This is a genomic window from Microbulbifer sp. HZ11, from assembly GCF_000708675.1.
Lineage (GTDB): Bacteria > Pseudomonadota > Gammaproteobacteria > Pseudomonadales > Cellvibrionaceae > Microbulbifer.
The window spans coordinates 1,848,109-1,865,298 of sequence record NZ_JELR01000002.1 but is presented as its reverse complement, the minus strand read 5'-3'; the positions used below and the strand labels follow the sequence as shown (position 1 = coordinate 1,865,298).

Below are 17,190 nucleotides of genomic sequence, written 5' to 3'. Positions count from 1 at the left end.
ACCGCGTGTTAGCCGGTCCGCTTACGGCGGGTCAGCTGGAACCAGAAGGCCCCTTCCAGGAGGATGCCCAGTACTAGGAAAATCGCTCCACCGGCAGGAATACCAAATACATAGCAGGCAATCGCGGCAAACAGACAGACAACGGCGAGCAGGATTCTTTTCAGCGCATCCAATTTTTGCATCTCCCGTTTTTTAAACAGTATTTGGTTGAACCCGGTGGCCGGAGGTTGTCACCGAACGTAGTCCAGCAGCAACTGCATATCATTGATGACCCGTGCTCCTTCCGCCTCAAGCTGGCGCGCGCGCGTGTCATTGTGGCTGTATCCTATCACCGGCATGCCCGCCGCCACCGCGGCTTTCACACCGGCGATGGAATCTTCCACCACCAGACAGTGCGCTGGGTCCATATCAAACTGCGCGGCGCTGTGAAGAAACAGGTCCGGCCAGGGCTTGCCGCGACCAACGTCGTCGGCACTGTAGATACGCCCGTCGAAATAATCCCACAGACCGGTCTTGTTCAGTGTGATCTGCATCTTGGCGTGGGGCCCTGATGAGGCGACACAGGTTTGCAGATCCGTGGTCTGCAGCTTATCCAATACCTCGTGGATGCCGGATACCGCTTCCAGCTCAGTATGAAAAGCCTCGCGAATACGGCTTTCGGTGGCATTGAAGTAGGACTGCGGCAGCGGGCCGCCATAGCGGGTTTCAATGTCGATAATGCAATCCCTCGACGGACGACCACTGAACTGTTCGTCCAGCTCCTCGGCGGTCGCCGGCATTCCCAACTTGGTCATTTCCTCGGCCAGCACCCGGCAGACAATACTTTCACTGTCCACCAGGACTCCGTCACAATCGAAAATGACCAGACGGGTATTTGACGCAAACCTTTCCATTACTCTTCTACTTTCCGTTCCGCTATCGATTCTGTTTACGGTTTTTCAGGTAGCGGAAATCAGCAAAATACCAATCAACACACCAACCGCACCGGCTACACGTACAAGGTTTTCATTGCCGTGGACTATACCAAGTACAAATTCCTTGGTGCGCTCGTACCCCGACTGCAATGCATAGGCACCGATTACGATCAGGAAGATACCCAGTACATTGAACAGGGTTCCCCAGCTACGGGTATCAGAGATCAGCAGAAACACCATGCCGATCACAATGCGCGCCCAGCATCCGAAGTAGAACATCTGCGGATTCATCCGCTCGCCGATATCCCGCGCGACCTGCGGTTTTAGAATCACAAGAACAGACATGGCGATGATAGCCACACCGATCAGCCAGACTAATGCTTTCATAAAATATTCCTGTTAAATATCACCCCATTGAAATTGCAGCACTGATAGCGCGGCAACCGGCGCCGTCTCCGTGCGCAACACCCGCGGCCCCAGGCGCAGTGGATGAAAGCCCTGTTGCAACGCCAGCTCGATTTCCTCGACAGACAGCCCACCTTCCGGCCCCACCAATAATAGCGCGCTATCCGGTCGGCCGGACTTTTGCTCCATTTCCGCCAATGTAGACTCGGTGCGATGGTGCAGTACCAGCCTGAGAGTGTCGCCCTGTGTTGTTTGATCCAGTAACTGTGGATACTTCAGCGGCGGCAAAATTGCCGGCACGCGATTGCGCGCACACTGCTCACAGGCACTGATCGCTATCTGCTGCCATTGCCCCAGTTTCTTCTGCAGCCGGTCCCCGGATAGCTTCACTTCACAGCGCTCGGTAAACAACGGCTGAATCCGCGCCACCCCCAGCTCCGTGGCCTTCTGGATAACCCAGTCAAAGCGATCCCCACGGGAAATACCAATCGCCAGGGTAATCGCCAGTGGCGACTCCCGCTCCTCACCAGCAAAGGCACCAAGCTTAACCCGCGCCTTCTTCCCAGCCTCAAGCAACTCCGCCTCATACTCCCCACCCAGCCCATCAAACAGAATCAACGGACGACCAGGCCCCAGGCGCAGCACTTTCACCAGATGGCGCGAAGCGGCCTCATCTAACTGAACTTCAGATTGGCCGGACAACGGCTCGGAGGAAAAAATACGAGGAATACGCAAAGGGAGTTCCAACTCTAGGAAAACATTGCGTGAAGGGTAATACAGGACAGAAAATGTTTGTAGGGCACTTCGGGCCCCAGAAGAGCTCTGTTTGGAGCTCGGTGGCGGGGAAGCACCGGGTACTAGTTTTCAAAACCGAGCTAAGCGCCCCCCTGTGAACCCCCGCAAGCGGGCCCGGCCGCCAATCATAGATTGGCGTCGTTCGGCTGCGCACGAAGCGGTGCTTCGTAAACGCTTGCCTCACCCCTGGGCGCTGCGTCGCAAACATCCTGTTTGCGACGCTTTCAAAAACCAATCCCCGGCACTCCCCCTTCATTCCTTTGTTCGCGCTTCGTAAGAAGTAAAACGCGAAGCCCCTGATCGGGGCGGGGTGATTCGATACGGAACGATTGCCGATGAGGTTGTGGAGTATCGGATTACCCCGTCCCAATCCGGGGCGCCACAGGACCGCCAAACGGCCGCCACTGCACTCCACAATTACATCAGACTTTCTCGAAGCTCACCGGTAACTCTTCCGAAGCCTTTTCGCCTTTAAACTTGACCCGCAGCACCTCAATCACCTTATACAGGTTCGGCACCAGAATCAGAGTAACGAAAGTCGCACAAAGCACGCCAAACGCCAGGCTCACCACCATCGGGATCAGAAACTGCGCCTGAATCGAACGCTCGAACATAATCGGTACCAGACCGATAAATGTCGTAATGGAAGTCAGGATAATCGGGCGGAAGCGATCGCGTCCCGCCTGTACCACCGCATCCATCACCGCCAGCCCCTGGGCCCGCAGCTGATTGATCCGATCCATCAATACCAGGTTATCGTTCACCACCACACCCGCAGCCGCCAGGAAACCCAGCATCGACATAATGCTGATGTCATAGCCCATCAACAGGTGGCCCAGAATCGCACCGAAGAAACCGAACGGCACCGCCGTCAGAATCAGCAGTGGCTGAGAGTACGAGCGGAACGCGATCGCCAGCAGCGCATAGATTGCAAACAGCGACAGAATAAAGAACGCCAGAATTGCCGTGCCAAATTCCGCCTCTTCCTGCATCTCGCCCGCAGTCTTCAGGCTGAAGCCCGGGAAGCGCGCCTCCCACTGCTTCAGGTTCTCATCCCGCAGCTGCTTCAGGATCTCGAATGCCGGCGCCGAGCCCGGGATCAGCTCCGCAGTCACCTGCACCGTGCGCTCGCGATCGTTGCGACGGATGGTGGTGTAACCCGGCACGTAGACCGCATCGGCCACCGCACTGAACGGCACTTCACCTTCCGCGGTACGCACGCGAATCCGGTCGATCTGGTCCTCGTTGGCGCGCTCTTCCTGTGGATAACGCACCATCACCCGCACGTCTTCACGGCCGCGGGGAATACGCTGGACTTCTTCTCCATAGAAACCCTGGCGCACCTGTTTGGCCACATCGGCAAGGCCGATACCCATGTTGGTGGCGTGAGGCTTCAGCTGGATCTCGATGTCCTGACGGGCAGCCACCAGGTTGTCACGCACATCGTAGACACCGGCAAAGTTGTTCAGCGCCTCTTTCACCGCATCCGCTGCGCGTCGCAGTTCGTCCATATCACCGGATGACGTACTCAGGTTCAGGGACATGCCCGCACCGCCGTCATTGATGGTGTGGTGGATCTTCATTTCTTCCACGCTGGCCGGCAGCTCACCCACGTACTCGCGCCATTTCAGCGCCAGCTGTTCCGAGGTCACATCCCGCTGCTCGCCGTCGGTCAGCTGCAGGAGAACGGTGACGTTGCCGCGCCACAGGAACACCATGGTGTTTTCCACAAACGGTTTGCCACCGTTCAGTGCCAGCATTTCCGGGTCCTTGGCGAGCTGGGCACCGGCGCGCTCAAACTTCTGCAGTACCCGCTTGGATTCTTCGAAGGACTCTCCCTGAGCCATGGTGGTGCGAAGCTCAAGCATGTCCGAAGGCACTTCGGGAGAGAAGGCGGAGCCGATATAGCCGCCCTTGAACACCGCGAAGGACAGGATCAGCGCCACAAAGAAGATCATTACCGTTGCGCGGCTGTTGCCGAGGGATTTTTCCAGTAGCGGCATATAGTATTTGTCGCCAGCCTGCTGCATTGCGGCGGCGAACTTGCCGCGCACGGACTGCAGTTTCATGCCGATCCCGGAGGTCGCTTTTTTCTCGGGCTTTAGGTTCACCAGGTGCGCCGGCAGGATCAGCAGGGACTCCACCAGTGAAAACGCCAGACACAGCAGTACCACCACCGGCAGCGCCAGCATCATCTGCGAGGTCACTCCGGGTAGAAACAGCATGGGCACAAAGAACACCATGGTGGAAACCACGGCAAAGATGACCGGTGCGGAAACGGTTTTCACCCCCGCCTCGGCCGCTTTCAGCCCGGTTTCGCCACGGTCGTGGGCGGCGTGCACCGCCTCCCCCACGATAATCGCATCGTCCACCACAATCCCGAGAATCATCAGGAAGGCGAACAGCGACAGCATATTCAGGGTCACGCCGGTAATCGGCAGCAACCAGAAGGCCCCCATAAAGGCGGTGAAAATACCGATGGTCACCCATACCGCCAGCGCCGGGCGCAGGAACAGCATCAACAACACGAACACCAGCGCGAGACCGGTCACCGCATTCCAGAACAGCATGCTCATGCGGCTTTCATAGGCCTCGGAGAAGTCGAACCAGGTCTCGAATTCCATACCCGGAGGCAGGGTTTCCCGCGCCTCTTTCATAAACTCACGGATCGCTTCGGCGGTGGCCACTACGTCCAGTGGCTCGCCCTGCATTACCCGCAGGTTCATCGCCGATTCGCCGTTGAAGCGGATAATCGAACCCTCTTCCTCAAAGCCGTCGTTGACCGTGGCCACGTCCCCCAGTAGCAGCTGGGTGCCGTCGGCGCGGCTCAACAGCGGGATGCGCTCGAAGTCCGCCTGGGTATAGGCCTGACCGCGGGTCTGCACCTGGATATCGCCACGATCGGAGCGCACACGGCCCGCCGGCAGGTCCAGGGAGGAGCGGCGCACCGCATTGGCCACGTCATCGAAGGTCAGGTTGTAGCGGCGCAGATTGACCTCGGATACCTCGATAGACACTTCGTCCGCGCGGTCACCCCACACGTCGACCCGGCGCACACCGGGCAGCAGCATCAGTTTGTCGCGCAGGTCCAGCGCGGTCTGCTTCAGCTGACGGTCGGAAACCGGACCGCCGATGGCGATCATCATCATCTGCTGTTCCCACTCTTCCAGAGCGATCACCGGGCGCTCGATGTCCGAGGGGAAGGTGCTGATGGAGTCCACCTGCACCTTGATGTCGTTCAGCAGGCGCAGCTCGTCGTAGCCCTCCTGGGCTTCGATACGCACGGTACTGTGACTGCGGGAAGACCAGGAGTTGATCTCCTTGATCCCTTTCACTTCCGCAATCGCCTGCTCCACCCGCAGGGTAACCTGCTGCTCAACCTCGGCGGGACCCGCGCCGGGATAACTGATATCGACCTTGACGATACCCGGGTTGATGGCCGGGAAGACTTCGCGGCCGACGTGGGAGATACCAAACAGACCGCCGATGATGATCATGATCATCAGCAGGTTGGCGGCCTTACTGTTGCGGACGAACCACCCGATGATGCCCTGCATGATCAGTACGCTCCCTTCGCCGAAACCGTTTTGCTACCCGCCTCTGTTGCACTTTCATCGGCGTCGCTTTCAGGCTGCTCACCGAGCAGCAGCCCGGATGGCTTTTCGTTCAACGGATTGGGGGTCAGTACCATACCCTCGCGGGAATAGCCGAGGCTGGAAACCACCACCTTTTCTCCAGGTGCCAGATCTCCGCGCAACCAGACCTGGTCACCCACCGCCTGCAGCAGGTCCATGTCGCGGAAGCCCAGCTGATTCTCCTCATTCAGCACCAGAATGTGGCCACCTTCATGCAGCGCCTGACGCGGCAGCACGCTGATATCGTCATAGGTTTTGCCAGCAATCTGTGCTTCCACGAAAAGGCCGTTAATCAGCGGCGCTTCACCGGCGTAGGGGTTCTGGATCTGGGCGACGGCATAGACAAAGCGGCTGTTTGGATCGATCGCCGCCTCGGTGCGCACGATCTGTCCGCGCCACTCCCGCTGCTTACCGGCGAGGCTTGCAGTTACCCGCACCGCCGGGCCATTTTCAATCGCACTGCCCAAGGGCAATTCCAGCAGGGACAGCTGGTGATCGGTCAGCGGCAGCCGCACCTCCGCCACTCCGGTGCTGTGAATACGTGCCAACTTGGTTCCCGGGGTCACGTACTGGCCAATATCCACCAGGGTTTCCACCACACGGCCGGCAAACGGCGCCTTCACCGCGGTGCGCTCCAGGTCCAGTCTGGCCTGGTCGCGATCCGCTTTGGCAGCGGCCAGGCCGGCTTCGGCGGCAGCCAGCTGCGGCTTGCGCAGGAACAGATTGTTCGCGGTTTTGGTGCCCAGGTCGCGCCACTCGCGCTGGGCCTGTTTGGCCATGCCCTGCTCCTGGGCCAGGGTGGCGGCAGCATTGGCCACCTGGGATTCAGCACGGGTTAGGGCGTGCCGGTAGTCCGCCGCTTCGATCTGGATCAGGGAATCGCCCTGCTGAAAGAATCCTCCGGGAACGAACGCGTTGTTCACACTCTCGATGACACCCCCCACCCGCGCTACCACTTCAATCTCGTGACGAGCGCGCACCGAGCCCTGGCTCGGTACCAGCAGGGTCTGGCGACCGGGGTTGGCGTATACCACATCGGCCACCGGCGGAAGTGCTGCCTCAGCAACTTTTTCCTCAGGTTTCGGGGCGAGCAGGGTTACAGCTGCTACGGCGAGCACACCAACCGCTACAACGATTCCTAAGATTTTATTTTTACTGGTGTTTTTATTCGAAGGATTCACAGGCAATTCCGCTGATCAAAATTTAACTAGCTGGGCATTCTACAGGGCTTGCACAACTTTGGAACTGTTCACAGATACCAGCCGTCGCAGCAGAATGCGCTTGACCGCAAAAGACCTCTATGCGCAATTCTGCGCCGCGACCACCCGGTTTAAAAAGGCGCGGTTTTCAATCTTGGTCAGTGGCGTCGCATGGCCCATAATGGCCGCCCTTTTTACACGGCCGGCACCGCCGTCGATTTCGTGAAATACCCATGACTCTGTGTAAGTGACTCTGTGTTAATGACTCTCCGAGGAAGTAGATAACAAGATGTTGGATATCAACGCCCGTATCGCCGAAGAACTGAACGTGCGCCCACAACAGGTGGCCGCGGCCGTAGGACTGCTGGACGAGGGCGCCACGGTGCCGTTTATCGCCCGCTACCGGAAGGAGGTCACCGGTGAACTGGATGACACCCAGTTGCGCACCCTGGAAGACCGCCTGCGCTATCTGCGTGAAATGGAAGAGCGCCGCGCCGCGATCCTGAAAAGCATCGACGAGCAGGGCAAACTGACCCCGGAACTGGCCCAGCAGATCAACGCCGCCGACACCAAAAACCGCCTCGAAGACCTCTACCTCCCCTACAAACCGAAACGCCGCACCAAGGGCCAGATCGCCATCGAAGCGGGCCTGGAGCCTCTCGCCGACGCCCTCTACGCCGACCCGAGCCTGAACCCGGAAGAGGAAGCGCAAAAGTACCTCAACAGCGACAACGAGGATCCCGCCCTGCACGTCAAGGACATCAAGAGTGCCCTCGACGGTGCCAAGTTCATTCTGATGGAGCGCTTCGCCGAAGACGCCGAGCTGCTGGGCAAGCTGCGGGACTTCCTCAGCCGCGAAGGCCAGGTCAAATCCAAGCTGCTTCCCGGCAAGGAAGAGGAAGGAGCCAAGTTCCGCGACTACTTCGAATATGCGGAAGACTGGGCCAAGGTGCCAAGCCATCGCGCCCTGGCGATTTTCCGCGGCCGCAACGAAGGCATTCTGGCTATCAATCTCGGCCTCGAGGGCGACGAAGAGCGCGCACCGACTCAGGCCCACCCCTGCGAGGCGATGATTGCCCGTCATGTGGAGATCGAGGACCAGGGGCGTCCGGCGGACAAATGGCTGGGTGAAGTGGTGCGCTGGACCTGGCGCATCAAGTTGCTGACCAGTCTGGAAACCGACCTGCTGAGCCAGCTGCGCGAGAAGGCGGAAGAGGAAGCCATCAAGGTGTTCTCCCGCAACCTGAAGGACCTGCTGCTGTCCGCCCCCGCCGGCCAGAAAGCCACCATCGGCCTGGACCCGGGCCTGCGCACCGGGGTGAAAGTGGCCGTGGTGGACGCCACCGGCAAGGTGCTGGATCACACCGCCATCTACCCGAATCCGCCGCAAAACAAGCTGGCGGAATCCGCTGCGGTGATCGCCACCCTGTGCAAAAAGTACGACGTGGGCCTGATCGCAATCGGCAACGGCACCGCCAGCCGCGAGACCGACAAGTTTGTCGGCGAGACCATCAAACAATTCAAGCTCACCGCCCAGAAGGTGATGGTGAACGAGGCCGGCGCCTCCGTGTACTCCGCCTCTGAATTCGCCGCCAAGGAGTTCCCGGATCTGGACGTGACCATCCGCGGTGCCATCTCCATCGCCCGTCGCTTACAGGATCCGCTCGCCGAGCTGGTGAAGATCGAACCCAAATCCATCGGTGTGGGCCAGTACCAGCACGACGTATCCCAGTCCCAGCTGGCGCGTTCCCTGGACGCGGTGGTGGAAGACTGTGTGAACGGCGTCGGCGCCGAGCTGAACTCTGCCTCCGCGCCACTGCTGACCCGCGTGTCCGGCCTGTCGGCCTCCATCGCCGCCAATATCGTCAGCTACCGCGACCAGAATGGCGCCTTCAAGAGTCGCGACCAGCTGAAAGAAGTTCCGCGCCTCGGACCCAAGGCGTTCGAACAGGCGGCCGGCTTCCTGCGTATCAACAACGGCGAGAATCCACTGGACCGCTCTGGTGTGCACCCGGAGTCCTACATCGTGGTCAAACGCATTGCCGAGAAGAACGGCCGCGAGATCAACAGCCTGATCGGCGATTCCGCTTTTCTGCGCAGGCTGAACCCGATGGACTATACCGATGAAAAATTCGGTCTGCCCACGGTAAAAGACATCATCGCCGAACTGGAAAAACCCGGCCGCGACCCGCGCCCGGAATTCCGCACCGCCAAGTTCGAAGACGGCGTGGAAGAAATCAAGGACCTGCGTCCGGGCATGGTGCTGGAAGGCACCGTCACCAACGTCACCAACTTCGGTGCCTTTGTGGATATCGGTGTGCATCAGGACGGCCTGGTGCACATCTCCGCACTGAGCGAGAAGTTCGTAAAAGACCCGCACGAAGTAGTGAAGGCGAACGACATCGTCAAGGTGAAGGTGATGGAAGTGGACGTGGCGCGCAAGCGTATTGGCCTGTCCATGCGCATGAGCGACGAGCCCGGTGAGCAGGGCAGCGGCGGCGTCAAGAAAGGCGACCACCGCGAATCCCGTCAAGCGACCCGCCACAACAACCGCAGCCGCCAGCAACAGGGGAGCGGCAACGGTGGTCGCGGCAGCATGGGTGACCTGCTGGCGGCGGCAATGAAGGGTAAGAAGTAAACCTTTTATTTCCGGCAAAGCAAAATGGGCGGCCAGTGGCCGCCCATTTTTTTGTCCGAGGTATTCTCCCCCGGGACATGGTGCTACCCCGACCCTAGACGGCCAGTCTCCTGCGCGTCCAGGGTTGCCCCAGCGCGCCGGGCTCGTCAAACAACAAGTTCGAGATGGCCTGCATGATTCGGGTTTGGTCTCCAGTATGAAAATTCACGTTGCGCAGCTCATCCAGATACAGGTTGAACGTGGGCCGCACAACACCACCCTGCGGTGGTCGGAAGATCAGCTGATGCCAGGAGTATTCTGGTTTATAGCCGAAGAAATACAGTCCGAGCAGCTCGCGGGCGAAAACCCTTGGATTGCCGCCATCGAAGAACATTTTTTTACTGGCGTTAAAAAAAGACTTCCACGCATTTTTCAGCGCTGGCGTTTCACCAAACCGCGAGGCATTCACCGCAAAACGGGTCACCTTATCACCATTGATCCGCTCCCAGCGCAATTGCTCCGCCGAAGTGAGCGCGAGCGCAAACTGTTGCCGGCCCGCGGCGGCGCCAATAATCAATGCATCGTTCAAAATAGGGGTCCACCCTTTTTCACTCAAGATACTGCCGCTGCGCACAACCGGCGCGGGGTTTCTGTCTGCAGTGGGGCTGGGGTTGGTGGTACGTCCGATACGCCGCATGACTTCTGCGTACACATGCTCCTTGGTAGTCCTGTCCTGAATCCCATTGGCGCCGGTGATCCCAAAATTGCGGATATAGGCATCATCCAGTCGAATTTGCGTACCGCCGAGTACCGTAAGCTTCAACATATTGGTCGCTGTCGCGCGATACAGGTTATAGGCACAGTGGATGTAGTGCGCCATGGTATTTTCGTCATTCCAGCTGCCGCTGCGCCAGTTGCCGACCCAAGCATTATCCGCCCGGTATTGATCCCTCAACCCCATTAGTTGACGGGTAAACTCCGTTGCCGTAAGCATCGTGACTAGACTCCCTGTAGCGTTTCCCGAGTGATTCATTTGCCACAAGGTTACAGAGGTGACGTGGTAGCCAGCATTTGAAAAAGCGTGGTAATCGGGCAGAAGTTGAGGATCCCTCGATATCAGTGGTGCGCGATAAACTCGCGCACCGCCCGCACGAAGTCGCGAGAAGCGGCTTCGCGCCCCAGCAGAAGATGGCCGTTGCTATCCAGCCCGACAAATTCCGCACCGGGGATGGAGGCAGCCAGTTCCCGTCCTATATGGACGGGAATGCGCTGGTCACCAAGCGAGTGAATCACCAGGGTAGGCACCTGCACCTGCGCCAGGCGTGCGCGCACATCGATATCACTGAACACGGACAGAAAACGCACCGCATTTTCCGGCGAGGTCGTGCGCCGCTGAAACTCATTGAACCAGGCGAACTCTTCCGCGTTGGCAGACGGCATAAAAGTGGATGAGAAAATTTGCCGGTAAGCTGGATTATCCTGCCCCCAACCCGTGGCAGTGAGTGTCATCACCGCTTCGCGCTCGCGGGTCACCGCCTCACTGGCACCCACTCGCCAGCCAGCGGCGTAGCCGCCAAACAGAATCAGGTGCTTGACCCGCTCCGGGTAGCGCACCGCGTACTCAATAGAGACTGCCGCGCCCTGGGAAATACCCAGCAGGGAAAACCGCTGCTCCCCACAGGCATCGACCACAGTTTCCAGATCGGTCACAAACGACTCAAATGAGATTTCCCCCACATTCCAGTCGGACAGACCATTGCCCCGTTCATCGTAACGGATAAAGCGGTGATCGGAGGCGAGATCACGAAACAGCGGGCTCCATATCGGTGCATCCCAGTCGTGCTCGAGATGTGTCAGCCAGTTGGCAGCTTTGATTATTGTCGGCCCTTCGCCCACGGAGGCGTAGGCGATGCGAGCGCCATCGCGGGCACGGCAGAAATGAATTTTCTGGCGCGCCAACAGCTCGCGACCGGTGAACCCCTTTTCATCCGAGGGCGGTCCGGCTTCGGTTTGTGCCCGCGCTGCTGCTGACCAGGAGATGGCTGCACGCCGGAAGCGGTGGTCGAGCTCCCGCGCAGTGCGGTCAAGTTCCGCGGTAAGCCCCATGCGATCCAAAAGAGTCACCAGCACCGTTGCCGCGCTGGGGCACAAGGGCGCGAGCTCCTGCCAGCGTTGTGCCCACAGCAGCTGCTCATCCAGTGCGTTGTCGGGGTGCTGAGCCAGTCGCGAACAGACCTGTGTGAGTCGCCGCTCCTGTTCGCGACGCTCGCCATTCAGCCAGCGCTGATAGATATCCTGCTCTGGTAACTCCAGCCCCTCGAGAAAAGGAGCGTTGAGGCGCGCAGCAATGTCACAGAGACGGGAAACACAGAGAGTGGGGGCGCGCAACTCATCCGCAAGAATCCGGGTGTCGATAGCGATATCGCCGGCTTCCAGTACCACCCGCTCACGGTCGGCCTGCAGCCGTTCACACTCGGGGGTATTCACCAACGGCCGCAGTTTGCTCAGGGACCAGCGCAATGACCCTTTTGGGTCATTCGGTGACTCCCAGAAAGCCTCGCACAAGCTGTCACGACGGTGTGGACGGGCGGTGATCGCGAGATATGCCAGCAGGGCACGGGTGCGCTTCGATGCCGGTAATCTGACTTCATTACCATCACGATAGAGTGCAAGACCACCCAGGGTATTGATCGCAACCGCCACCGGCAAACTCCTTCTGAATCGGCAAGTGCACTTTTGTATTTACTGTATTCACGATTGGTGCAATGAATGCTTGCTACCCACCGGAACTCCTTGTGCAACGCGCCCAATAATACCCGGTCACGCTATATCAGATCATAAAATTTATCCTGGATTGGGACCTTTTCCCTGCGGGGACGCATTTTCCAGCGAGATCCCTGCAGCCCAGTCTCGATTATTCTGTCGGCCACTCAAATGCTGGCCCGGCGTCGCAGAAAAAGTGCATGGGGTGCCCAAGTGCGGGGTGCTCAAATCCGAGCTCCTGCGCGTGCAATAGCAGCCGCGATGCCGCTCCCTGGGCTTCGGGGTGGGCGTAAAAGGGATCACCGAGTATAGGGTGGCCCATGGCCTGCATATGCACCCGCAGCTGGTGTGAGCGCCCCGTTATCGGCAACAGCTCTAACAGTGCCGTTTGGCCATCACCAGCAAGCTTTCGCCAACGGGTGAGAGACGCTTTGCCGGAATCAAAGCACACCTTCTGCCGCGGCCGGTTGGGCCAGTCGCAGATGAGGGGTAAATCCACTTCGCCTTCATCCTGTCCCGGTTCCCCCCACACCCGGGCGACATAGCGCTTCTCCACCCGCCGGTTCTGGAACAGGCCGCTGAGCTGGCGATGTATCTCTGCGCCCCTCGCCATCACCACCAGGCCGGAGGTATCCATATCCAGGCGGTGCACAATCAGCGCGTCTGGGTAATCCTGCTGAGCGCGGCTGGCCAGACTGTCCTTGTGGGAAGGGTCCCGCCCGGGCACAGTCAGCAGACCACTGGGTTTATCCAGCACCAGCAGCTGGGCATCGCTGTAAACCACATCGAGAAAGGGGTGGGCAGGCGGGGTATAAGGACGCAAGTTTGACCTCGGCTCAACGACAAATACGCGCAAGCTTACGCAATTCCGCCTCCCCGGCACACAGGATTCATTGCCAAGCCAACTCGCACAATATACGATTCATATATATTTCATATAACCCGATTACTTGATCGCCAGAGGAGCTCCCCGTGGGCATCGTAAAAATCTCCGACGCATTGCACGATGAAATACGTCAGGCAAGCACCGTCATGTCACGCTCCATCAATGCCCAGGCCGAATTCTGGGTGAGAATCGGTATGCTCGCGGAGCTGCACCCAAACCTGAACTACAACCAGCTTTGCAGGATGCTGTTACGCAATCCGACCCCCAGCCTGCAAGCCCTGGCCCAAGAGGTGAGCGAAACCGGTGAATAAGGTGCAATTGAAAACGCCTGAGGAACAGGCACTGATACGCGAATCCGGCCGCCTGCTCAGCCAGGTCTTCGCGATGCTGGACGATTTCGTTGCAGCGGGTGTGAGCACCATGGAGATCGACCGTCAGGTGGATCACTATATCGTCAATACACTCAAAGCTCGCCCAGCCAGCAAAGGCCAGTATGACTACCCCTATACGCTCAATTGCTCCATCAACGAAGTGGTCTGCCACGGTATGCCCAGCGCAACGCGCAAGCTGAAAAACGGGGATATCGTGAACCTGGACATCACCCTGGAGAAAAACGGCTTTGTCGCCGACTCCAGCAAGATGTATCTGATTGGTGAGGTTGCTCCCGCCGCACACAAGCTCGTCAAAACCACTTATACGGCCATGTGGGAGGGCATTAAAAAAGTGCGCCCCGGAGCCAGGCTTGGGGATATTGGCCACGCAATCCAGAAGCATGCCGAGGAGCGGGGCTACAGCGTGGTGCGGGAATACTGCGGACACGGTATCGGCCGGGAGATGCACGAAGCTCCACAGGTGCTGCACTTCGGCCGCCAGAATACCGGGGAGATCCTGAAGGAAGGCATGACCTTCACCATTGAGCCAATGATCAATCAGGGCACCCACAAAACCAAAACCCTGAAAGACGGTTGGACAGTAGCCACCCGTGACAGCAAGCTGTCCGCCCAGTGGGAACACACGGTACTGGTGACCGCAGAGGGCTGCGAAGTGCTGACACTGCGAGCCGAGGAGCGGGAACACGGAAAGCAACGAACGGGATGACAGTGAAAGAAATCGAATTTACCAAAGATCAGAAGGAACGGATGGTCGCAAAGATCAAGTCCTACTTTATGGACGAGCTGCAGCAGGATATTGGCGGTTTCGAGGCGGAGTTTTTAATCGATTTTTTCGCGAAGGAATTGGGCCCCTTTTTCTATAACCGCGGGATTTACGATGCGCAGCAGGTTTTCCTCGAGAAAGCCGAAGAGGTGGGATACGTGATTCAAGAGCTCGAACAGCCGGAAGGTTACTGATTCACCCGAAACATCTGCGCGCGGATATGGGGATAGCCCGGCCCAGTGGGGCGGGCTGGCCCATCAGCCCAGCATGCCACGCAGCATGCGCAGTAATACCTGACGGCTATTGGCGCCGTCGATTCCCACACTGGTCACTGCAGAAAACTCCAGACACTGCACCATCCACATAAACATCTGCGCATCCAGCGCCGGGGCATCGGAGCCCAGAGGTTCGATAAACTCACGGGCGATACCGGAAAGCCAATCGTTATATCCGTGAATTTTTTCCGCCAGGGCCTCGGACGGATGCTGCTCGTACAGGTACTGGCATTCGATCCGCAATTGCCGCAAGCGTGCGGTCGGGCCGGTATCAATCAATTGCGCAAAGACCTCGGCAACGCCCTCAATGTACTGCCTGCGATCCTTCAGCTCGCCGTTCTCGTCCACGGAGCTGGACAACAGAGCCTGTTGCGCCCGCCGCAAGTCCTCATTCACCGGCTCCATGGACTTACAGTACTCTTCAAACGCCGCCACCAGGATATTGTCGATGGTGCCGAAATAGTAAGTGGTCATCGCCAGCTGCACACCGGCCTCACTGGCAATGGAACGATGGGACAGGGCTGCAAGCCCTTTGCGGGCAATCAGATCCAGAGTGGCATTCAGGATCTTCGCCTTGGCGATCTCTCGCTTCTCGGCCTTCTTGTTCGTTGCCGCAGGCCTGCGGGAAGAAGCAGCGGAAAAATTCTCGCCAGCTCCGCTACTGGAAACCATGTCAATTCCTCGAAAGGGACTATTTTCGGGTGCACCTGAGGCACGAAACACGCACCCTATACAATGGTCAATTATCGGTCAATCGTACAAGGAACGCACAAAGTTCGGGCAGCTTGTCATCAAGTGCCACAACTACCGGTACTATGGCACCATTTTCGCGCCATATTAGCCGTTATTCCGTAAAATCTGCCAAAAATCGGTGCAGCGCTGCATCACAAATTCCGCTCCAGCCGCTCGAGGGCCAGCTGTGCGCGCGAATGCCCACGCATTGCCGCCTCGTGAAAAGCCTGACGCGCGGTCTCCGGGTCACGATCCACACCTTCGCCGCTCAGGAACAGACTCCCCAACTGGTAGAGACATTCACTGTCGCCATGGCTGCCACACATCATGAACCAGAGTGACCCATGCACCGGATCGGAGTCAGGCAGGCGCTGTTGCTGATGTAACAGTGCCATTCCCAACTGGCTCGCCGTGGCCGATGCACCGCGCAGATAGGACGCTCTCGCCGCGACATATTCCCGGTTACTTCGATGTATATCGCCCTGCAGGGCATACGCCATATCGGAGTGGACCGCCAACGCACCTTCCAGATACCGGGTTGCATTCAGCACCCGTTCGACCGCCTGGGACGCTGGCGCGGTCAGCACGCGTCGGGCGTAGATTACACCGGCTTCGATATCGCCCGCTTCAGCCAGCTCCTGCAGCGGGGGCAACAGCGCGTCCAGATCGGCTTCCTCCCAGAAGCTGTTGAGTTCTGCCTGCAGCGCTATCCTCCGTGCGGGCAGATACCCCTCTGCCGCGGCTTTTTTTACATAGCGCATCCCGGCAGTCACCGAGCTCCCCAACTCCTCATCGAGATAGAACGCAGACAGAAGCAACCATGCCTTACCTGGCTCTAGCCGCTGACTGGCAGCCGCCATAAATTGTTCAGATAGTACTTCGCTGGGCTCTACCCCAAGCCCCTGCTGATAGACAAATGACAGCGCAACCATCGCGTTGGCACTACCCTGCTCGGCAGAGGTTATCAGCAGATCCACGGCATTTTCCCGGGAGTAGCCTGGCAACACACCCTTGAGTGCCGCCACGCCCAGACGCAATTGCGCGATTTCGCTACCGGAGCTGATCGCGCTGGCGTACTGCCTCGCGGCTCCCTCCACATCCTCGGTTTCCTCTAGCAGGCGGCCCAAGCCAATTTGCGCCGAACTCACACCACCTTCGGCCAGCGGTCGCAGCACCTGTGCCACATAATTTCCACCAACGCCGGCGAAGGGGTAAGTGGCCCCGAGCAACACATTGATGACCCGTTGATTCTCAAAATAAAACTCGTGTTGAACACCCGTGTCCGGATCTTCGGCAATGACGATATAAATCAGGCCGATACCACTGGCCACCGGTTGCAGGAGAGCATCGCGTACACGGTATCCCGCCAGTTGCAGGATCTCTTCCGCATGATCCAGCAGTGCAATTTCGTAGGCTGTATCAATGCTCGCCCCATCGCCGCTACCCAGCACACCACGCAGAATGTACTGAACGGAATTTTCATGCTGTAAGGCCAACGCAGTCTCACCAATCGACTCGTAGCACGCCTGAGCCGCAAGATGGGGTTCCAGCTCCATGAAATTGCGCTGACTCCAATACGCCCAGTCAATCTGCGTACATTCGCCATCTTTACCACTCGCCAGTGCAGCCAATTCCTGTTGGAATTCCGCGCGTACATCGACCGCGCTGTGCAGGTAAGAGGTGTCCAGATAGGCCTCCCAGAAGTCAAAAAACTCCACCGAACCCGGGTCCTGTCTCACCTTGCGTGTCAGCGCATCGAACCGTTCGTCGGCTGACATATAACGCTGCAAGAGCTCCGCGTCAGCAACTATCGG

The 17,190-nt window shown here is 58.6% G+C and carries 15 protein-coding genes and 1 pseudogene; 4 read left to right on the top strand and 12 right to left on the bottom strand.

Features of this window, described 5'->3' with window-relative positions; translation table 11 throughout:
* Window positions 1-8: 8 nt before the first annotated feature.
* From AU11_RS18345 to AU11_RS15490, 6 genes are all read right to left on the bottom strand, one after another.
* Window positions 9-182: a hypothetical protein gene (locus AU11_RS18345; protein ID WP_156035356.1), complete on the bottom strand. Its 174-nt coding sequence runs from the start codon at window positions 180-182 to the stop codon at window positions 9-11.
* A gap of 48 nt (window positions 183-230) precedes the next feature.
* On the bottom strand, window positions 231-893 hold the full coding sequence (locus tag AU11_RS15510; protein ID WP_043320166.1) for an HAD family phosphatase: 663 nt from the start codon (window positions 891-893) through the stop codon (window positions 231-233).
* A gap of 45 nt (window positions 894-938) precedes the next feature.
* Window positions 939-1,301, bottom strand: coding sequence for a hypothetical protein (locus tag AU11_RS15505; protein WP_043320165.1), 363 nt, complete (start codon window positions 1,299-1,301; stop codon window positions 939-941).
* Between the two features lie 12 nt (window positions 1,302-1,313).
* A complete protein-coding gene (locus AU11_RS15500; RefSeq protein WP_043320164.1) occupies window positions 1,314-2,054 on the bottom strand; it encodes a 16S rRNA (uracil(1498)-N(3))-methyltransferase in 741 nt (246 codons plus the stop codon).
* A 482-nt stretch (window positions 2,055-2,536) separates the two neighbouring features.
* Window positions 2,537-5,671 (bottom strand): efflux RND transporter permease subunit, encoded by a 3,135-nt coding sequence (locus AU11_RS15495; protein ID WP_043320163.1) that lies wholly within the window; start codon window positions 5,669-5,671, stop codon window positions 2,537-2,539.
* A gap of 2 nt (window positions 5,672-5,673) precedes the next feature.
* Window positions 5,674-6,867 carry an efflux RND transporter periplasmic adaptor subunit gene (locus AU11_RS15490; protein WP_081848196.1) on the bottom strand — a complete coding sequence of 398 codons (1,194 nt, stop codon included), beginning with the start codon at window positions 6,865-6,867 and terminating at the stop codon, window positions 5,674-5,676.
* Between the two features lie 370 nt (window positions 6,868-7,237).
* Here AU11_RS15490 and AU11_RS15485 point away from each other — a divergent pair, with 370 nt between their 5' ends.
* Window positions 7,238-9,586, top strand: a complete 2,349-nt coding sequence (locus tag AU11_RS15485) for a Tex family protein (RefSeq protein ID WP_043320162.1) — start codon at window positions 7,238-7,240, stop codon at window positions 9,584-9,586.
* 94 nt (window positions 9,587-9,680) lie between these two features.
* Here AU11_RS15485 and AU11_RS15480 read toward each other — a convergent pair whose 3' ends face one another.
* The 3 genes from AU11_RS15480 to AU11_RS15470 all read right to left on the bottom strand — a co-directional run bounded on the left by AU11_RS15480 (window position 9,681) and on the right by AU11_RS15470 (window position 13,151).
* Entirely contained in the window at window positions 9,681-10,559 is an 879-nt protein-coding gene (locus tag AU11_RS15480) for a hypothetical protein (protein ID WP_156035354.1), read from the bottom strand.
* Between the two features lie 122 nt (window positions 10,560-10,681).
* Window positions 10,682-12,268, bottom strand: a complete 1,587-nt coding sequence (locus tag AU11_RS15475) for an alpha/beta hydrolase (protein WP_231491973.1) — start codon at window positions 12,266-12,268, stop codon at window positions 10,682-10,684.
* A 211-nt stretch (window positions 12,269-12,479) separates the two neighbouring features.
* Window positions 12,480-13,151, bottom strand: a complete 672-nt coding sequence (locus tag AU11_RS15470; protein ID WP_043320160.1) for a pseudouridine synthase — start codon at window positions 13,149-13,151, stop codon at window positions 12,480-12,482.
* A gap of 149 nt (window positions 13,152-13,300) precedes the next feature.
* Between AU11_RS15470 and AU11_RS15465 the strand changes: the two genes are divergently transcribed.
* The 3 genes from AU11_RS15465 to AU11_RS15455 are packed head-to-tail and all read left to right on the top strand — an operon-like array spanning window position 13,301 to window position 14,563.
* A complete protein-coding gene (locus AU11_RS15465) occupies window positions 13,301-13,525 on the top strand; it encodes a ParD-like family protein (protein WP_043320158.1) in 225 nt (74 codons plus the stop codon).
* Window positions 13,518-14,312, top strand: coding sequence for a type I methionyl aminopeptidase (gene map / locus AU11_RS15460; protein WP_043320157.1), 795 nt, complete (start codon window positions 13,518-13,520; stop codon window positions 14,310-14,312). Before AU11_RS15465 ends, map begins: the two co-directional genes overlap by 8 nt.
* Complete coding sequence (locus AU11_RS15455) at window positions 14,309-14,563, top strand: DUF2164 domain-containing protein (RefSeq protein WP_231491965.1); 255 nt, start codon at window positions 14,309-14,311, stop codon at window positions 14,561-14,563. The genes map and AU11_RS15455 overlap by 4 nt, the downstream gene beginning before the upstream one ends.
* 106 nt (window positions 14,564-14,669) lie before the next feature.
* Here AU11_RS15455 and AU11_RS18710 read toward each other — a convergent pair whose 3' ends face one another.
* The 3 genes and pseudogenes from AU11_RS18710 to AU11_RS15445 form a co-directional block, all read right to left on the bottom strand.
* Window positions 14,670-14,732: a hypothetical protein gene (locus tag AU11_RS18710; RefSeq protein WP_369797833.1), complete on the bottom strand. Its 63-nt coding sequence runs from the start codon at window positions 14,730-14,732 to the stop codon at window positions 14,670-14,672.
* Window positions 14,733-15,085: 353 nt separating this feature from the next.
* A pseudogene (locus AU11_RS18705) lies at window positions 15,086-15,316 on the bottom strand (TetR/AcrR family transcriptional regulator); the annotation flags it as partial.
* Between the two features lie 212 nt (window positions 15,317-15,528).
* Window positions 15,529-17,154 carry an SEL1-like repeat protein gene (locus AU11_RS15445; protein WP_043320154.1) on the bottom strand — a complete coding sequence of 542 codons (1,626 nt, stop codon included), beginning with the start codon at window positions 17,152-17,154 and terminating at the stop codon, window positions 15,529-15,531.
* Window positions 17,155-17,190: the final 36 nt, after the last annotated feature.

What these genes read in the sequence shown, in the direction of transcription:
- AU11_RS18345 (WP_156035356.1), bottom strand. Translation starts at nt 182, where the DNA reads ATGCAAAAATTGGATGCGCTGAAAAGAATCCTGCTCGCCGTTGTCTGT.
- AU11_RS15510 (WP_043320166.1), bottom strand. Translation starts at nt 893, where the DNA reads ATGGAAAGGTTTGCGTCAAATACCCGTCTGGTCATTTTCGATTGTGAC.
- AU11_RS15505 (WP_043320165.1), bottom strand. Translation starts at nt 1,301, where the DNA reads ATGAAAGCATTAGTCTGGCTGATCGGTGTGGCTATCATCGCCATGTCT.
- AU11_RS15495 (WP_043320163.1), bottom strand. Translation starts at nt 5,671, where the DNA reads ATGCAGGGCATCATCGGGTGGTTCGTCCGCAACAGTAAGGCCGCCAAC.
- AU11_RS15485 (WP_043320162.1), top strand. Translation starts at nt 7,238, where the DNA reads ATGTTGGATATCAACGCCCGTATCGCCGAAGAACTGAACGTGCGCCCA.
- AU11_RS15480 (WP_156035354.1), bottom strand. Translation starts at nt 10,559, where the DNA reads ATGCTTACGGCAACGGAGTTTACCCGTCAACTAATGGGGTTGAGGGAT.
- AU11_RS15455 (WP_231491965.1), top strand. Translation starts at nt 14,309, where the DNA reads ATGACAGTGAAAGAAATCGAATTTACCAAAGATCAGAAGGAACGGATG.
- AU11_RS15445 (WP_043320154.1), bottom strand. Translation starts at nt 17,154, where the DNA reads ATGTCAGCCGACGAACGGTTCGATGCGCTGACACGCAAGGTGAGACAG.